Genomic DNA, 15,960 nt, shown 5'->3' with positions numbered 1-15,960 from the left:
CAAAACCCGGGCACGTGGCCCTGGTCGGGAGAAACGCAAGATGTTTTCGGTCAGGCGGCTTGCTCAAGCGTCGGCTGCCATTGTCCAAGCGCTGCCAGATGGTTCATGTGGGCGCGATGGGCGAAGGCCGCCTGCGCGGCGGCGACATTTGCCGCCTTGCCGCCCCAGGCCTTCTGCGGGGCGGCCTGCAAGGCGCGGCCGTAGGAGAAGGTCAGCTTCCACGGATGCGGGCCGATAGCGTTGATGGCATTGAGGTTGGCGGTCGCCTCCTCGTCCGATTGTCCGCCTGACAGGAAGGCGATGCCTCCGATCGCGGCCGGCACCGTCTCGCGGAATAGCTTTATGGTCTTTTCGGCGACTTCCTCGGGGCTGCTGACCTTGCCTGACTTCTTGCCGGCAATGACCATGTTCGGTTTCAGGATGGTGCCTTCGAGCACGACGCGGGCCGCATAGAGCTCGGTGTACAGCTTCGTCAGTGTCGCCTTGCTGATCTCGTAGCAAGTGTCGATGTCATGAGCGCCGTCCATCAGCACCTCCGGCTCGACGATCGGCACGATGCCGGCTTCCTGGCAAAGCGCGGCGTAACGGGCGAGCGCATGGGCGTTCGAGCCGATCGAGGTGGCGGAAGGCACGCCCTTGGCAACATCGATGTCGATTACCGCGCGCCATTTGGCAAAGCGGGCGCCAAGTTTGTAATAGTCGGCGAGGCGTTCGCGCAGGCCGTCCAGGCCTTCGGTGATGGTGTCGCCGGGAAAGCCGGCCAGCGGCTTGGCGCCGGCGTCGACCTTGATGCCGGGGATAGCACCTGATGCCTTGATGATGTCGACCAGCGGTGTGCCGTCGGCGGCCTTCTGGTGAATGGTCTCGTCATAGAGGATGACGCCGGAAATGTACTTGGTCATTGCATCGCTGGCACGGAACATCATCTCGCGATAGTCGCGCCGGCTGTCGGCGGTCGACTCGACGCCGATGACGTCGAAGCGCTTCTTGATGGTGCCGGAGCTCTCGTCGGCAGCCAGCAGGCCCTTGCCATTGGCCACCATCGCGGCGGCAATGTCCTCGAGACGTTCGCTCATCATGCTTCTCCTGAAAGAATTGATCCGCGCCCAGCAGACCACCAGAGCAACGCAGGTTCAAGTCGAACCATTTCGTCAAACAAGCGCGAATCGATTGAAAGTCGCGGGCGCACTCCTTCGCACTGCTCTTGCGGCTCCGCTCAGCGCTTCAAGACGTCGACGCCGGGCAAGGGCTTGCCTTCCATCCATTCGAGGAAAGCGCCGCCGGCCGTCGAGACATAAGTGAAATCATCGCTGACGCCGGCATGGTTGAGCGCCGCCACCGTGTCGCCGCCGCCAGCGACCGAGACCAGTGTGCCGGCCTTGGTGCGCGCTGCCGCGTGCCTGGCCGTCGCCACCGTCGCATGGTCGAATGGCTCGATCTCGAAGGCGCCGAGCGGCCCGTTCCAGACCAGCGTCGCGGCGCGGTCGATCCATTCGGCAATGGTTTTCACGGTTTTCGCACCGACATCCAGGATCATGCCGTCGGCCGGCACGTCTGCTATGGCGACGGTCTCGCTAGCGGCGCCGGCCTTGAACTCTCTGGCGACAACGCCGTCGGCGGGCAGGATGATGGCGCAGCCGGCCTCGGCCGCCTCGATCATGATCTGCTTGGCGGTGGTCGCGAGATCATGCTCGCACAAGGATTTCCCGACGTCGGTGCCGCGTGCCGCGAGAAACGTGTTGGCCATGCCGCCGCCGATGACCAGCGCGTCGACCTTCTTCACCAGGTTCATCAACAGATCGATCTTGGTCGAGACCTTGGCCCCGCCGACGATGGCGACAACCGGACGGACGGGATTGCCAAGCCCCTTTTCCAACGCGTCGAGCTCGGCCTGCATGGTACGGCCGGCGAAGGCCGGCAGCACATGCGCCAGCCCTTCAGTCGACGAATGGGCGCGGTGCGCAGCGGAGAAGGCGTCGTTGACGAAAATGTCGCCGTTGGCGGCGAGCTTTTCGGTGAAGGCCGGGTCGTTCTTCTCCTCCGCTTTGTAGAAGCGGGTGTTCTCGAGCAGTAGCACGTCGCCGCTGTCCATGGCGGCGACGGCGCTCGCCGCCATGTCGCCGATGCAATCGGCGGCAAAGCCAACCGGACGGCCGAGCACGTCAGCCGTCGCCTTGGCGATCGGTTCGAGTGAGAATTCCGGCGTCGGTCCATCCTTGGGCCGGCCGAAATGGGCAAGCAGGATGACCTTGGCGCCCTTGCCGGAGAGCTCGGCGATGGTCGGGGCAATGCGCTCGATGCGGGTGGCGTCGGTGACCTTGCCCTCGGTGACGGGAACGTTGAGGTCGACACGCACCAGCACACGCTTGCCGCTGATATTGCCGACGTCGTCCAGTGTCTTGAAGCCGGCCATGCTGATCCCTTTCGCGAAAAATCGCGGGGACCTTACCCCGCATCGACGACGATGCAAGACCTGCCTAACGGTTCACCGAAAATATGATTCACGTGTCGAGGACGAAGTGCCCACGGGGAGCGAGATGGGCAGCAATGGCGTAAAACGCGCCGACATATGGCTTTACCGGTTGCGTACCACGATGCAGGCGCCGCCGACGCTTTGCAGCTTGTCGCAGATCGTGTCGGCCTTGGCTCTGCTATCGGCGCCGATCCGCACGGCATAGATGCCGCGCCTGCCGATCGGGGTACGTACCCGGCTGACCACCGGATCGTGGCCGGCAAGCAGTGCCGGGAACCGGCTTTTCACTCTCAGCCACTGATTGAGCGCCGCGGCGCGGCGGAAATTGCCGGCCACCTGCACACCCCACGGCTTGATGTTGATCGACGACATCGGCACGGTTCTGGACATGATCACCGGCAGTTCGCGGCAAGCGGCAGCGAAACTCGCCTTCTTGTCGAGCGGCCGGATGACGCCGGCGTAGGCGGTATTGGTGAAGTTGTCGGCCGGCTCGCCCATGACGTCCAGAACGTAGCTTTCGGTCTCCATCGGCAAGAAGCCGCCGGAATTCAGCCAGCGCGTCACCCGGCTCTCGCCGGCATTGTAGGCTGCGGCGGCGAGGCCGAGATTGCCGAAACCGGATTTCATTTCGGCGAGGTATTTTGCCGAGGCCGGGATCGCCTGTTCGATGTCGAAGGAATTGGCGAGCCCGCGCATCTTGGCGGTGCCCGGCATGAATTGGGCGATACCCTCCGCACCGACGGGGCTGACCGCATTGGGATCGAAACGGCTCTCCTTCCAGATCAGCCGGGCAAAGAAATCCCGGGGCAGGCCGTTCTGGTCGGCATGCGTCTCGATAAGATCGCAAACTCGATCGATCAGCTTCTGCTTGCCGGGCCGCGGCGGATCGGCCTGGACGGCTGTCGCCCAGCCCAGCCCGGAAATGACAACCAGCGTCGCCCCAAGCAAACGCCGCATCGAACTACTCCGCCGCGGCTTTGCCGTGTTGCCCAAACCGCCGTTCGATGTAGTCGGAAACCATTTTCTCGAAATCGGCGGCGATCGACGGGCCGCGCAGCGTCGCCGCCTTCTTGCCGTCGACGAACACTGGGGCGGTCGGCGTCTCACCGGTGCCGGGCAACGAAATGCCGATATCGGCATGTTTGGATTCGCCCGGACCGTTGACGATGCAACCCATCACCGCGACCTTGAGGTTCTCGACGCCGGGATATTGTTCGCGCCACACCGGCATGTTCTTGCGCAGGTCGGCCTGGATGTTCTGGGCAAGCTCCTGGAACACGGTCGAGGTCGTGCGGCCGCAGCCAGGGCAGGCGGCGACGATCGGCACGAACTGCCGGAAGCCCATGGTTTGTAGCAGTTCTTGCGACACCTGCACCTCGCGCGTGCGGTCGCCGTTCGGCTCCGGCGTCAGCGAGATGCGGATGGTGTCGCCAATGCCTTGCTGGAGCAGGATGCCCATGGCCGCGGACGAGGCGACGATGCCTTTCGAGCCCATGCCCGCCTCCGTCAGGCCGAGGTGCAGCGCATGGTCGGAACGGGTGGCAAGCTCGGTGTAGACGGCGATCAGGTCCTGCACGCCGCTGACCTTGGCCGACAGGATGATTTTCTCACGGGCAAGGCCGATCTCTTCAGCCATTTCGGCCGACAGGATCGCCGACTGCACGATTGCCTCGCGCGTCACTTCCTGGGCGGTCAGCGGAAAGCCCTGGGCCTGGTTGTCGTCCATCAGCCGGGTCAGCAGCTCCTGGTCGAGCGAGCCCCAGTTTACGCCGATGCGCACCGGTTTGTCGTATCGGATCGCCATCTCGACGATCGCCGCGAACTGCCGGTCTTTCTTGTCCTTGAATCCGACATTGCCGGGGTTGATACGGTATTTGGCCAGTGCTTCGGCGCAGGCCGGATGATCGGCCAGCAGCTTGTGGCCGATATAATGGAAATCGCCGACCAGCGGCACGTCGATGCCGAGCCGTTCCAGCCGCTCGCGGATGGCCGGCACGGCGGCAGCGCTTTCGTCGCGATCGACGGTTATGCGCACGATCTCGGAGCCGGCGCGATGCAGCGCCGCCACCTGTGCGACCGTCTGATCGACATCGGCCGTGTCGGTGTTGGTCATCGACTGAACGACGACCGGCGCGCTGCCGCCGACCATCACGCCGCCGACATCGACACCGACCGACCTGCGGCGTGGGAAGGGTGAGGAAAAATATCCGGTCATGCCGGCTGCCTTTAATCTTGAAGGTCCGGGCATGAGGTGGAGGAGCAAAGATGGCTTGTCAATGGCGACTGGCGCGCAGGCCCAGCAAATCGGAAATGACAAGACGGCAGCTTGCCGCAAATCCACGAGTGTTTCCGGCAGCATAGCGATGCCACCGGAAAGATCGCGCGCCGGGCGGCGCTGCTAGTCCTGGAAGGGCTTCAGTGCGTCGTCGGTTTCGCCTTCAGTTTTTCAATCTCGTCCTTGAGCGCCAGCTTGCGCCGCTTGAGATTCACGATTTCGAGGTCGTCTACCGATGGATGGGTCATCGCATCGTCGATTTCCCGTTCGATGTCGCCGTGTTTCCGCTGCAGCTCATCAAGATGGGATGCAAGAGACATGATTGGTTCTCCCTTTCATGGTTTCCTCGATTGCAGCCGCCAAGGCACGTCCACCGCAGGCTCGCTTCTATGACGGCATAATGACAGTGTGCCACCATCGAGCACCGATGTCGAATGCTGCGTGGTAGCATTCCACGACAATATGAAATGTGGTATGGGCTGCGCGCCGGTGCAAGAAGAGCCCGGTCCCGCCCAATCAGGCCCATAGTTTGGGCGCCGCAGACGTGCAGACGGTAAAAATGTCCGATCAGGAACAGGCAGATATCCGCCTCGAATATTCCCGGCTGAAGCAGGAACACGCCGATTTCGACGCGGCCATCAATGCGATGATCGCCATGAATTGCGACCCGCTGCAGATCCAGCGCATGAAGAAAAAGAAGCTTTTCCTGAAGGACAGGCTGATGGCGCTGGAAGACAAGATCATTCCAGACATTATTGCTTGAACGAACGCCATTGCTTGAACGAACGCCGGCGCCGGCCTGCTGGAAAAGCGGCTATGCCGCGATCGAAAGCCGTGCGGCGCGCTCGCGCAACAATGCTATCAGATCGTCGGTCTTTTCGCTCGAAGTATCGATCGGAACCACCAGGCACATCGTCGCCTCGACCCTGCCCGGCGCTGAAAAAACCGGCGCGGCCAGGCATTTCGTATAGGCATCGACAAGGCCGGAGGTGACGCAGTAGCCGGCCGACTTGGCGACGGCGATGTCGGCTATGAAATCGTCGAGCCTCAACCTGCGGCCGTCCGGCAGTACGAGATCGTCTTCCGAAACCATATCCTCGATCGCCGCCCTGTCGAACCCGGCGAGGAGCAGCCGGCCGGACGCTGTCCAGGGAAGCGGTATTTGCAGACCCGTCGCCGAGCTGATCCGGAATGGCCTCGTTCCCGGGCTTGAATGGACGATGGTGTAACGGCCGCTTTGCAGCATGCACAGCTCCGAGGTCTCGCCGGTCTCGCGCGACAGATGGTCGACTTCCTGGCGCCCTCGCCTGAGCAGGTCGTTGCCCCGCACATAGTCCATTCCGTAGAGATAAAGCTTCTTTCCGAAATAGACCCGATTGCCGTCTCCGGCCATCTCCAGCAGGCCTGCGTCGACCAGCGAGCGCACCAGCGTATAAGTCGTCGAACGCGGCGCGTTTACCCCCTTGGCAAGGTCGCCAATGCCGATCGCACGCTGGGTCGTGTGGAGAAACTCCAGGATCTGGAGGACCCGGTTGAGACCCTTCTCCCGAGAGCCCGAGTTCTTGTCTTCGTCCAGACCGACGTCCGGTCGAGCGGCCAAGGCATTGCCATCTTGCATTATCGATCCCTGATGTTAATCTGTCTTGTACAGAGTACAGGCGTCTCTTGTAAGGGACAATGACGTCAGTTGCAACCGATGCCTGTACTGCTGGTCCAAAGGGGAACACAACACGAAAGGAGGTCGCCGTGAACGACACATCCAAAAGGCGTGAATTTCTGAAACTGGGAATGGCCGGGCTTGCAACGGCCGGAGTGATGAGCGCCGCCACCGCGGTCGACGTTCAGAAAGCGGCGGCCCAGGCAGCGCCCGACAGCCTGCTGCGCACCGTCCTCGAACGCGGCAAGGTGATCGTCGGCACCGGCAGTACCAATGCGCCCTGGCATTTCGAGAACGACGCCGGCGAACTGGTGGGCATGGACATCACCATGGGTCGCATTCTCGCCAAGGGGCTTTTCGACGACCCGACCAAAGTCGAATTCGTCATGCAGGATCCGGCTCAGCGCATTCCGAACGTGACCACCAACAAGGTCGACATCACCATCCAGTTCATGACCATGACCGCCCAGCGCTCGCAGCTGATCCACTTCTCCAGGCCCTACTACGTCGAAGGCATCGCCCTGCTGACCCTTCCGAACGCCGAAAACAAGACCTTCGACAAGCTGCTCGCCGGCGGTTCGGCGACCCGGATTTCCATCCTGCAAAACGTCGATGCCGAGGCTAACGTGCATATCGTCCTGCCGGAGTCGCAGGTGATGCAGATAGACACGCAGGCCAATGTGCTGCAGGCACTGGAATCGAAGCGCGTCGACGCCGCCGCGGTCGATCTGTCGACGGTGCGCTGGCTCGCCTCGCGCAATCCGGATAAGTACTTCGATGCCGGCAAGAGCTGGTTCTCGATGCTTTATGGTGCCGCGCTGCGGCAGGGCGACCTCGACTGGCTGACCTTCGTCAACCAGACCTTCACTATCGCCATGTTCGGCCATGAAACGGCACTCTATGACGCTGCGTTCAAGGATTATTTCGGACAGGAGCCGCCGGCGCGCCATCCCGGTTTCCCGGTCATCTGATGCAAGCAGGCGGAAGGACAAACGTCCTTCCGCCTTCTCTCATCACAGCCCTCCATGACGAGGACGCATGGGTTATATCCTCAACTTCAACCTGATCTGGCGGCATTTCGACAAGCTCTGGGGCGGACTGCTGCTAAGCCTCGAACTGGCCGTCATCTCGATCGCGATCGGCATCGTCATCGGGCTCGTTCTGGCGGTCTGGTACGTGTCGGCCGGACGTGCTGTGCGGACCATCATCGCGGGCTATGTCGAGTTCATCCGCAACGTGCCGCTGATCCTGCTCGTCTATCTTGTCTTCTACGGTCTGCCGACCGTGGTCGACATTGCCTACAGCGCGCAAACTTCATTCATTGCCACGCTGTCGCTCTACAGCGGCGCCTACCTGGTCGAGGTGTTTCGCTCGGGGCTCGAGGCGGTGCCGCGCGGGCAGCTCGACGCCGGCAAGGCAATCGGCCTGACACCATGGCAAAGGCTGCTCCATGTGCGCCAGCCGACGATGCTGCGCATAACCCTGCCGGCGCTTTCCAACACATTCATATCGCTCTTCAAGGACACGTCCGTGGCGTCGGTCATCTCGGTACCCGAGCTCACCTATGGCGCCCAGTGGATCAACTTCAATACGTTCCGCATTGTCGAGGTCTATCTGGTGGTGACTGCGATGTACCTGTTGACCGGCTACGCCCTGCTTTTCGCGCTGCGGCTGGTCGAGCGCCGGTTCAAGGCGGCGCGCTGACATGCTGAGCCAGATCATCTACGCCTTGCCGTTCCTCGCCGAAGGCTTTGCCGTAACCTTGTGGGTGTCGCTGCTGGTCGTGGTGTTATCGCTTATCGCCGGCGTGTTGATGGGCGTCGGCCTTGTCTATGGTCCTGCTCCGCTGCGCTGGGCAGTGCGCATCTTCAGCGACACCATACGCGGCATTCCGATCCTGGTGCTGATCTTCTTCGTCTACTACGGCCTACCGGCGGTGGGGCTGCATCTGGAATCCTTTTGGGCGGCCGTACTCGCCCTCACCCTGTTCAAGACCGCCCAAGTCGTCGAATATCTCAGGGGCGCCGTCGGCTCGATTCCCAAGGGTCAGTCGGAGGCGGCGATGGCGATCGGACTGACCTTTCGCCAGCGGCTGGCCTACGTGATTTTTCCGCAGGCGTTTAGGCGCTTCCTGCCACCGTGGATCAATGGCGTCACCGACGCGGTGAAGGGTAGCGCGCTGGTCTCGCTGCTCGGCATCACCGACCTCATGCAGGCGATCAACCAGGTCATCGGCCGCACCTATGAGGCAATGCCGCTCTACATCCTCGGCGCGCTCGTCTACTTCGCCGTCAACTACGCCCTCTCCTTGGCCAGCCGGCGCCTGGAGCGGCGTTTCTCCTTCATCCGGGAATAGCAAGATGTCCAACGCCTCGCCCGCAAATCCGGCGCTTCTCGATGTCTCCGAGGTTTCCAAAGCCTTCGGATCGGTCGAGGTCCTGCGCTCCGTCAGCCTCAAGGTGACACGCGGCGAGGTGGTGACTGTCATCGGCCCCTCCGGCAGCGGCAAGACCACGCTGCTGCGCTGCGTCAACTTCCTGGAGAGCTACGACAGCGGCTCGATCCGCATCGATGGCAAGGAGGTCGGCTATCGCGAGACGGGAGCACGCCAGCGACGCAGCGAGCGCGACCTGGCGGCGATGCGAGCCGAGACCGGAATGGTGTTCCAGAGCTTCAATCTGTTTCCGCATCTGACTGCGGCCGGCAACATCATGCTTGGCCTGCGCAAGGTGCGCGGCAAGACCAATGCCGAGGCCCGAACCATTGCCGAGCACTGGCTCGGCCGCGTCGGCCTCGCCCACAAGGCCGACAGCCTGCCGGCCGAGCTTTCCGGCGGCCAGCAGCAGCGCGTCGGCATCGCCCGCGCCGTGGCGATGGAGCCGAAGATATTGCTTCTCGACGAGATCACCTCGGCGCTCGACCCCGAACTGGTTGGCGAGGTGCTCGAGGTCGTGCGCAGCCTCGCCGAAGACGGCATGACCATGCTGATGGTCACGCATGAAATGGCTTTTGCGCGCGATGCATCGAGCCGCATCGTTTTCATGGCGGACGGCGGCGTCAGCGCCGTCGGACCACCCGCCGAGATTCTGGCGGCGGGGTTCGACAATGAACGCCTTCGCAGCTTCCTGGCGCGGTTTCGCGCCTCGCATTTTTGACATCGGACGGCGAAAGCTGTCGCAAGGAGCTTTTATGACGCCTTACATCCGGCTCGCGGAATTGGGCCTGACATTGCCCGAGCCGCCGAAGCCCATCGCCAACTTCGTCACCTATGCCGAGAGCGGGCGGCTGATCTTCCTCTCCGGCCAGGGGCCGTTGCGCGCCGATGGCGCGCTCTGCACCGGCAAGGTCGGCGAGGATGTCAGCGTTGAAGAGGCCTATGATCATGCCCGTCTGACCGGCCTGAACCTGCTCGCTGTCATGCATGCGGCGGCCGGCGACCTCGGCCGCATCGTGCGCGTCGTCAAGCTGCTTGGCTTTGTCAATGCGACGCCGACATTCAGCGAGCACCCCAAGGTGGTGAATGGCTGTTCCGATCTTTTCGCCGCCGTCTTTGATAAGATCGGCGGACATGCCCGCTCGGCGATCGGTGTCGGCTCGCTGCCAGGCAACATCACAGTTGAAATCGAGGCGGTCGTCGAGATCGCCGCCTGAAAGCATTCGAAACAGGATCTGCAGAGATGACGACCTATGCCGCTGACCGTTCCAACACGACAATTCGCGAACGGCTTGGCCTTCGCCCGATCATCAATGTTTCCGGCACGATGACGGCGCTCGGCGCTTCGATCATCGTACCGGAAGCGATTGCCGCAATGTCGGAAATCGCCTCGCAATGGGTCGAGATGGACGATCTGCAGCGCGCCGCAAGTACGGTGATTGCACGCCTCACCGGCGGCGAGGCCGGCTTTATCACCGCATGCTGTGCCAGCGGCATAACGATGGCAATTGCAGGCGCGATGACCGGAACCAGCCTTCTTGCGATCGAGCGGCTGCCGGACGATGCCGAGGGCCTCAAATCGGAGGTCATCGTCCAGCTTGGCCATATCGTCAATTATGGCGCGCCGATCGACCAGTCGATCCGGCTTGCCGGAGCCAAGGCAGTGCCTGCCGGCACGGTCAGCGTCACCCAGGATTATCATGTTGCCGAGGCGATCCGGGATCGGACGGCGGCAGCCCTCTACGTCGTTGCGCACCACACCGTGCAATACGGCATGCTCTCACTCGAGGAGTTCTGCGAGATTTGCCACGCCAAGGGCGTGCCGGTGATCGTCGACGCCGCCTCGGAATATGATTTGCGCGGCTTTCTGGCGCGCGGTGCCGACATTGTCGTCTACAGCGGGCACAAATTTCTCTCAGGGCCGACAAGCGGCATTGTGGCCGGCCGCAAGGATCTGGTGCGGGCCGCCTATCTCCAGAACCGGGGCGTTGCGCGCGCCATGAAGGTGGGCAAGGAGAGCATTGCCGGCACCATGGCGGCGTTGGAAGCCTGGGAGCGGCGCGACCATGCCGGCATTCGCCAGCGGGAAGAAGCCGCACTGCATCTGTGGCAAACCGCATTGCAGGGCCTGCCTGGCATCGAGGCACGTATCATTCCAGATCCGACCGGAAATCCTCTCGACCGCCTGCAGGTGTTTGTTGCGCCGGAAAGTCGCTTCACCGCCGCCGGGCTGGCGTCAGCGCTTGCCGCGGGTTCGCCGCCCGTGATCGTGCGCAACCACGAGGTCGAGCGCGGTCACTTCTTCCTTGATCCCTGCAATCTCCATCCCGGCGAGGCGGAGATCGTTGCCGAACGCCTGCGGGCGGTGTTGAGTACTGCCGATCGGCCCGCGGATGCGATGAAACCCGCTCGCAAACAGTCCGCCGGGGCGTTGCGCTGGCCTGACTAGACATCGGCAGAGCGTGGTCGAGCCAGTGCCTTCCAGCGCCGGCTTCGCATCGGGCCAGTGCGCCATCACGGCACTGTGAATGACCTTTTTGGTCGTCGGGCGGAATAAACCACCCCGCCCATTGGTCTCCCAAGCAGACGCCATTTCCGGCGTTGCAGGAGACCGGTATGACCCACAACCACGACAATGAAGCTGACGGCATCAGCCGCCGTCATGCACTGGAATGCATGATCTGGGCCGGCACGGGAGTGCTGTGGACGATTTCGGCCGGCGTGCCGGTTTCGCTCAGCCTGCTCGGCGCGGCGCAAGCCGCAGAGGCCTTGGCCACCGGCTTCACTTTCCTCCAGATCTCCGACAGCCACATCGGCTTCGACAAGGCTGCCAACCCGCACGCCATCGACACGCTGAAGGAGGCCATCGGCAAGATCCAGGCGCTGCCGCAAAAGCCCGCTTTCATGATCCACACCGGCGACATCACCCATTTGTCGAAAGCCGCGCAGTTCGACAACGCTGCCCAGATCATCGGCGGTGCAGGCTTCGACGTGCATTATGTGCCCGGTGAGCACGACCTGATTGATGACGGCAACGGGCAGGCCTATCTCGACCGCTACGGCAAGGGCACCAAGGGCGCCGGCTGGTATTCGTTCGACCAGAACGGCGTCCATTTCATCGGGCTGGTCAACGTCGTCAACCTGAGGGCTGGCGGGCTCGGCAATCTCGGCACCGACCAGTTGGCATGGTTAGCTGATGACCTGAAGGCGGTCAGCGCCTCGACGCCAATCGTCGTCTTTGCCCACATCCCGCTCTGGGCTGTTTATCCCGAATGGGGCTGGGGCACCGACGACGCGGCGCAGGCCTTGGCCCTGCTCAAGCGCTTCGGCTCGGTCACCGTACTCAACGGCCATATCCACCAGATCATGCAGAAAGTCGAAGGCAACGTTACCTTCCATACCGCGCGCTCGACCGCTTTCCCGCAACCGGCGCCGGGCACCGCAGCCTCGCCCGGGCCGATGACGGTTCCTGCCGGCCAGTTGCGCAGCCTGCTCGGCACAAGCAGCGTGACGGTCAAGCAAGGCGGGCAGGACCTCGCCATCATCGACAGCACGCTGGCCTGAGGGGAAATGCGATGATCCGCTTTCCATCCCGCCTCTTGGTCGTATCGCCTGTCATGTTCGGTTTGGCGGCAATCCTGACAATGATTTCCATGCCACTGAACGCGGCAGACCAGCCAATGGTCAAGGTCGAGAACTTTGCCTTCACACCGGCGGTGCTGACGGTCAAGCCGGGCACTACCGTGACCTTCGAGAATGACGACGATATCCCGCATCTGGTGGTCGCCAACGATGCCTCATTTCGCTCCAAGGCGCTTGACACCGGTGACACATATGCCTTCACCTTCAACAAAGTGGGCGACTATGCCTATTTCTGCGGGCTTCACCCGCACATGCAGGGCAGGATCACCGTCGCTCCGTGAGGATGTTCGGAAGGTTCTGCCCGGGATGCCGGGCGATGCGACGGTGTTGAACCAAGAGGCCGCGGCCGAGCGCTTTCGCGAGGTGGTTCTGCCCCATCTCGCGGATGCGCTTGCGCTTGCCCGCTGGCTGACCGGCAACGCCGCCGACGCCGAGGATGTGGTGCAGGAGGCCTGTTTGAAGGCGCATGCGGGCATCGCCGGCTATGCCGGCGGCAATGCCCGCGCCTGGTTGCTGGCGATCGTGCGCAACGCCTCTTACTCCTGGCTGGCGCGCAACCGGCCGCGCAGTATCGTCGCCGTCGGCGACCTGACCGACCTCGATGACATGACGGCTGCATATGGCGCCGGCCTGCCGGACACGGATAGTCCTGAGGCAAGCCTGATCGCCCGGGCCGACACGGCGGCACTCGAGGCGGCGATCGCCGCGCTGCCGCACCAATTTCGCGAGACCGTGGTGCTGCGCGACATCAACGGCCTCAGCTATCGCGAGATCGCGACGCTGCTTGGCGTCCCGCTAGGCACGGTGATGTCGCGGCTGGCGAGGGCGCGCGGCCTGCTGATATCCCAACTTGGGAGGGCGCCATGAGCGCGCACAACGATGGACTGCCGGATGATCCGGCGGGCATGGAGCTGATGATCCATGCCTTGGTCGATGGCGAGCTCGACGCAGCAGCAGCATTGGCCGTCGAGCGACGCATTGCCGCCGATCCGGCGCTCGCCGCCAAGCATGCCCGCATCATTGCGCTGCAGACCGTTGTCGGCGGGCTGCCGAGGCCCGATGTCCGCGAGGATTTCAAGGCTCGCATCGCTGCAATCGGGACAGCCGGTACGGCGAAAGTGCTGTCGGCGCCGGCGCCCGCCGCTCGACGGTCACCGGCGCACAGGTCGGTGCACCGATTTGGCGCGTTCGACTGGCGCGCGCTGGCGGCGTCGATCATCGTTACCGCCGTGCTGGCCAGCGGCGCGACGCAATGGATGATGCTGGGCAGGGCGCCCGACAGCTTTGCCGCCGCGGTCGCCAGCGGCCACCGTCGCAGCCTGCTGGCCGCGAGCCCGGTGGACGTCATCTCGTCGGACCGGCACACGGTCAAACCCTGGCTGGATGGCAGGGTCGGCCTGTCGCCGCCGGCACCTGATCTTGCCAATGACGGCTTCGCATTGCTCGGCGGCCGGGTCGAGGTGATCGCCGACCAGCCAGTGCCGGCACTGGTCTACCGGCACCGCGAGCACCTGATCACCCTCGTCGCCGCGCCTGAGGAAAGCGGCTCGACAACCGGACCTGTCGATCTTTCTGCCGGTGGCTTCTCGCTGGTCCACTGGAGCGACAGTGCCTTTTCCTACTGGGCGATTTCCGATACCGAACGCCCTGAACTTGACGACTTCGTCAACCGCTTCCGAGCAGCGGCCGCCCGATGACCACCGCCGCCGCCCGTTAGCCATTTGCGTAGCGACCGAAACGGCACAAGCGGCTTTCCCTTTCTGGCCATCCTTGCGGCTCCCGACGAATTCCGCTAATGCGCGCCTTTGTCGCCGGGGAGCAGAAGCTTGAACGATCAACGCGCCGACGTCGCCATCATCATGGGCAGCCAGTCCGACTGGGCGACGATGCGCCACGCCGCCGAAACGCTTGAGGCGCTTGGAATTCCGCACAAGCGGCTGATCGTCTCGGCCCACCGCACGCCCGACCGGCTCTATGACTTCGCCAAGGGCGCCAAGGCGGCCGGCTACAAGGTGATCATCGCCGGCGCCGGCGGTGCGGCGCATCTGCCCGGCATGACGGCGGCGATGACGCCGCTGCCGGTGTTCGGCGTGCCGGTGGAATCCAAGACGCTGTCCGGCCAGGACTCGCTGCTTTCCATCGTGCAGATGCCGGCCGGCATTCCGGTCGGCACTTTGGCCATCGGCAAGGCCGGCGCTGCCAACGCCGCCCTTCTGGCCGCCGCGGTGCTGGCGCTGAGCGACGAAAAGCTTGCCGCCCGGCTGGATAGCTGGCGTGCCGCACAGACCGCCAAGGTGGCGGCCGAGCCCACGGACGCGCCGTGAGCCTGCCGGCGGGATCGAGCATCGGCATCATCGGCGGCGGCCAGCTTGGCCGCATGCTGGCGATGGCCGCCGCCCGCCTCGGCTACCGCATCGTCGTGCTGGAGCCGCAGCCGGATTGTCCGGCGGCACAGGTCGCCAACCGGCAGATCGTCGCCGCCTATGACGACGCGGCCGCGCTTGGCGAGTTGGCTGCGGCCAGTGCGGTCGTTACTTATGAATTCGAGAACGTACCGGTCGCGGCCGCCGCGGCACTTGCCTCTACGGTGCCGGTCTACCCGCCGGCACGCGCACTGGAAGTAGCGCAGGACCGGCTGGCGGAAAAGAAATTCCTCAACGGCATCGGCATACCGACCGCGGATTTCAGCCCCGTCGACAATGACGAGGAACTGACGGCTGCGCTGAAAAAGTTCAACGGCAGCGGCATATTGAAGACGCGCCGCATGGGCTATGACGGCAAGGGCCAGCGTGTCTTCCGCAACATGGAAACAGGCGGCTTTGCCGGCACCTGCGAGGCGATGGGCAACGTGCCGCTGATCCTGGAATCCTTCGTCACCTTCGAGCGCGAGATTTCAGTGATCGCCGCGCGCGGCATCGACGGCTCGCTCGCCGCCTACGATCCGGCCTGGAATGTCCATCGCAACGGTATTCTCCACAGCTCGACGCTGCCGGCCGGAGTAAAATCCGAGACGGCGGCTGCGGCTCAAACGGCGGCGGCAGAGATTCTTGCCGCGCTCGACTATGTCGGCGTCATCGGCGTCGAATTCTTTGTCCTTGCCGACGGTTCGCTGCTGGCCAACGAGATAGCGCCGCGCGTCCACAATTCCGGCCACTGGACGGAGGGCGCCTGCACCATCTCGCAATTCGAGCAGCACATCCGCGCCGTCGCCGGCCTGCCGCTGGGAAATCCCGCCCGGCAGTTCGACTGCGTCATGGAAAACCTGATCGGCGACGATGTCCAGCGCGTTCCTGAGCTGCTCGCCGAGCCCGATCTTATGCTGCACCTCTATGGCAAGGCCGAGGCGCGGCCCGGCCGCAAGATGGGCCATTTTACGCGCGTGAGCCGCCGCAGCTAGATGTTTGATCCCAGGCTTTGATGGTTCATCATTGTCGTCCGAATCAAAGGATGCACTATGGGCCAGGTTCTGCATGGGAGCG

19 protein-coding genes are annotated in these 15,960 nt (G+C 63.5%); 13 read left to right on the top strand and 6 right to left on the bottom strand.

Going from position 1 to position 15,960, the window contains the following annotated elements; genetic code table 11:
- Nucleotides 1–50: 50 nt before the first annotated feature.
- The 5 genes from NKH21_RS19965 to NKH21_RS19945 form a co-directional block, all read right to left on the bottom strand.
- Nucleotides 51–1,076: a class I fructose-bisphosphate aldolase gene (locus NKH21_RS19965; RefSeq protein ID WP_352666264.1), complete on the bottom strand. Its 1,026-nt coding sequence runs from the start codon at nt 1,074–1,076 to the stop codon at nt 51–53.
- Nucleotides 1,077–1,216: 140 nt separating this feature from the next.
- The gene (locus tag NKH21_RS19960) at nt 1,217–2,413 is read right to left on the bottom strand and encodes a phosphoglycerate kinase (protein WP_352867077.1); all 1,197 of its coding nucleotides are present in this window, start codon (nt 2,411–2,413) and stop codon (nt 1,217–1,219) included.
- Nucleotides 2,414–2,575: 162 nt separating this feature from the next.
- Nucleotides 2,576–3,430, bottom strand: a complete 855-nt coding sequence (locus NKH21_RS19955; protein WP_352666261.1) for a transglycosylase SLT domain-containing protein — start codon at nt 3,428–3,430, stop codon at nt 2,576–2,578.
- Between the two features lie 4 nt (nt 3,431–3,434).
- Nucleotides 3,435–4,688 carry a flavodoxin-dependent (E)-4-hydroxy-3-methylbut-2-enyl-diphosphate synthase gene (gene ispG / locus NKH21_RS19950; protein ID WP_352867074.1) on the bottom strand — a complete coding sequence of 418 codons (1,254 nt, stop codon included), beginning with the start codon at nt 4,686–4,688 and terminating at the stop codon, nt 3,435–3,437.
- Nucleotides 4,689–4,888: 200 nt separating this feature from the next.
- Entirely contained in the window at nt 4,889–5,068 is a 180-nt protein-coding gene (locus NKH21_RS19945) for a YdcH family protein (protein WP_023678481.1), read from the bottom strand.
- Between the two features lie 239 nt (nt 5,069–5,307).
- Between NKH21_RS19945 and NKH21_RS19940 the strand changes: the two genes are divergently transcribed.
- Nucleotides 5,308–5,511 (top strand): YdcH family protein, encoded by a 204-nt coding sequence (locus NKH21_RS19940; RefSeq protein ID WP_023678480.1) that lies wholly within the window; start codon nt 5,308–5,310, stop codon nt 5,509–5,511.
- Between the two features lie 51 nt (nt 5,512–5,562).
- Here NKH21_RS19940 and NKH21_RS19935 read toward each other — a convergent pair whose 3' ends face one another.
- Nucleotides 5,563–6,366 (bottom strand): IclR family transcriptional regulator, encoded by an 804-nt coding sequence (locus NKH21_RS19935; protein ID WP_352867071.1) that lies wholly within the window; start codon nt 6,364–6,366, stop codon nt 5,563–5,565.
- Between the two features lie 128 nt (nt 6,367–6,494).
- On the opposite strand from NKH21_RS19935, the gene NKH21_RS19930 reads away from it, so the two are divergent.
- The 12 genes from NKH21_RS19930 (at nt 6,495) to NKH21_RS19875 (ending at nt 15,878) form a co-directional block, all read left to right on the top strand.
- On the top strand, nt 6,495–7,376 hold the full coding sequence (locus tag NKH21_RS19930) for a transporter substrate-binding protein (protein ID WP_031212143.1): 882 nt from the start codon (nt 6,495–6,497) through the stop codon (nt 7,374–7,376).
- Between the two features lie 67 nt (nt 7,377–7,443).
- Nucleotides 7,444–8,109, top strand: a complete 666-nt coding sequence (locus NKH21_RS19925) for an amino acid ABC transporter permease (protein WP_352867068.1) — start codon at nt 7,444–7,446, stop codon at nt 8,107–8,109.
- Nucleotide 8,110: 1 nt separating this feature from the next.
- Nucleotides 8,111–8,761, top strand: a complete 651-nt coding sequence (locus NKH21_RS19920) for an amino acid ABC transporter permease (RefSeq protein ID WP_292655692.1) — start codon at nt 8,111–8,113, stop codon at nt 8,759–8,761.
- Between the two features lie 4 nt (nt 8,762–8,765).
- Nucleotides 8,766–9,560: an amino acid ABC transporter ATP-binding protein gene (locus NKH21_RS19915; protein ID WP_352867065.1), complete on the top strand. Its 795-nt coding sequence runs from the start codon at nt 8,766–8,768 to the stop codon at nt 9,558–9,560.
- Between the two features lie 34 nt (nt 9,561–9,594).
- Nucleotides 9,595–10,056 (top strand): RidA family protein, encoded by a 462-nt coding sequence (locus NKH21_RS19910; protein WP_352666251.1) that lies wholly within the window; start codon nt 9,595–9,597, stop codon nt 10,054–10,056.
- Nucleotides 10,057–10,082: 26 nt separating this feature from the next.
- A complete protein-coding gene (locus tag NKH21_RS19905; protein ID WP_352666249.1) occupies nt 10,083–11,288 on the top strand; it encodes an aminotransferase class V-fold PLP-dependent enzyme in 1,206 nt (401 codons plus the stop codon).
- Between the two features lie 167 nt (nt 11,289–11,455).
- Entirely contained in the window at nt 11,456–12,403 is a 948-nt protein-coding gene (locus NKH21_RS19900; protein ID WP_352867062.1) for a metallophosphoesterase family protein, read from the top strand.
- Between the two features lie 11 nt (nt 12,404–12,414).
- Nucleotides 12,415–12,762, top strand: a complete 348-nt coding sequence (locus NKH21_RS19895; protein ID WP_352666245.1) for a cupredoxin domain-containing protein — start codon at nt 12,415–12,417, stop codon at nt 12,760–12,762.
- A 25-nt stretch (nt 12,763–12,787) separates the two neighbouring features.
- The gene (locus NKH21_RS19890) at nt 12,788–13,348 is read left to right on the top strand and encodes a sigma-70 family RNA polymerase sigma factor (protein ID WP_502903415.1); all 561 of its coding nucleotides are present in this window, start codon (nt 12,788–12,790) and stop codon (nt 13,346–13,348) included.
- Entirely contained in the window at nt 13,345–14,178 is an 834-nt protein-coding gene (locus NKH21_RS19885; protein WP_352867059.1) for an anti-sigma factor family protein, read from the top strand. Before NKH21_RS19890 ends, NKH21_RS19885 begins: the two co-directional genes overlap by 4 nt.
- A 129-nt stretch (nt 14,179–14,307) precedes the next feature.
- A complete protein-coding gene (purE, locus tag NKH21_RS19880) occupies nt 14,308–14,805 on the top strand; it encodes a 5-(carboxyamino)imidazole ribonucleotide mutase (protein WP_292655714.1) in 498 nt (165 codons plus the stop codon).
- Nucleotides 14,802–15,878 carry a 5-(carboxyamino)imidazole ribonucleotide synthase gene (locus NKH21_RS19875; RefSeq protein ID WP_352666242.1) on the top strand — a complete coding sequence of 359 codons (1,077 nt, stop codon included), beginning with the start codon at nt 14,802–14,804 and terminating at the stop codon, nt 15,876–15,878. Before purE ends, NKH21_RS19875 begins: the two co-directional genes overlap by 4 nt.
- Nucleotides 15,879–15,960 lie beyond the last annotated feature (82 nt).

This window comes from Mesorhizobium sp. M1329 (genome assembly GCF_040318035.1).
Classification (GTDB): Bacteria; Pseudomonadota; Alphaproteobacteria; order Rhizobiales; family Rhizobiaceae; genus Mesorhizobium.
The sequence above is the reverse complement of the archived record's forward strand: the minus strand, read 5'-3'. Positions and strand labels throughout refer to the sequence as shown.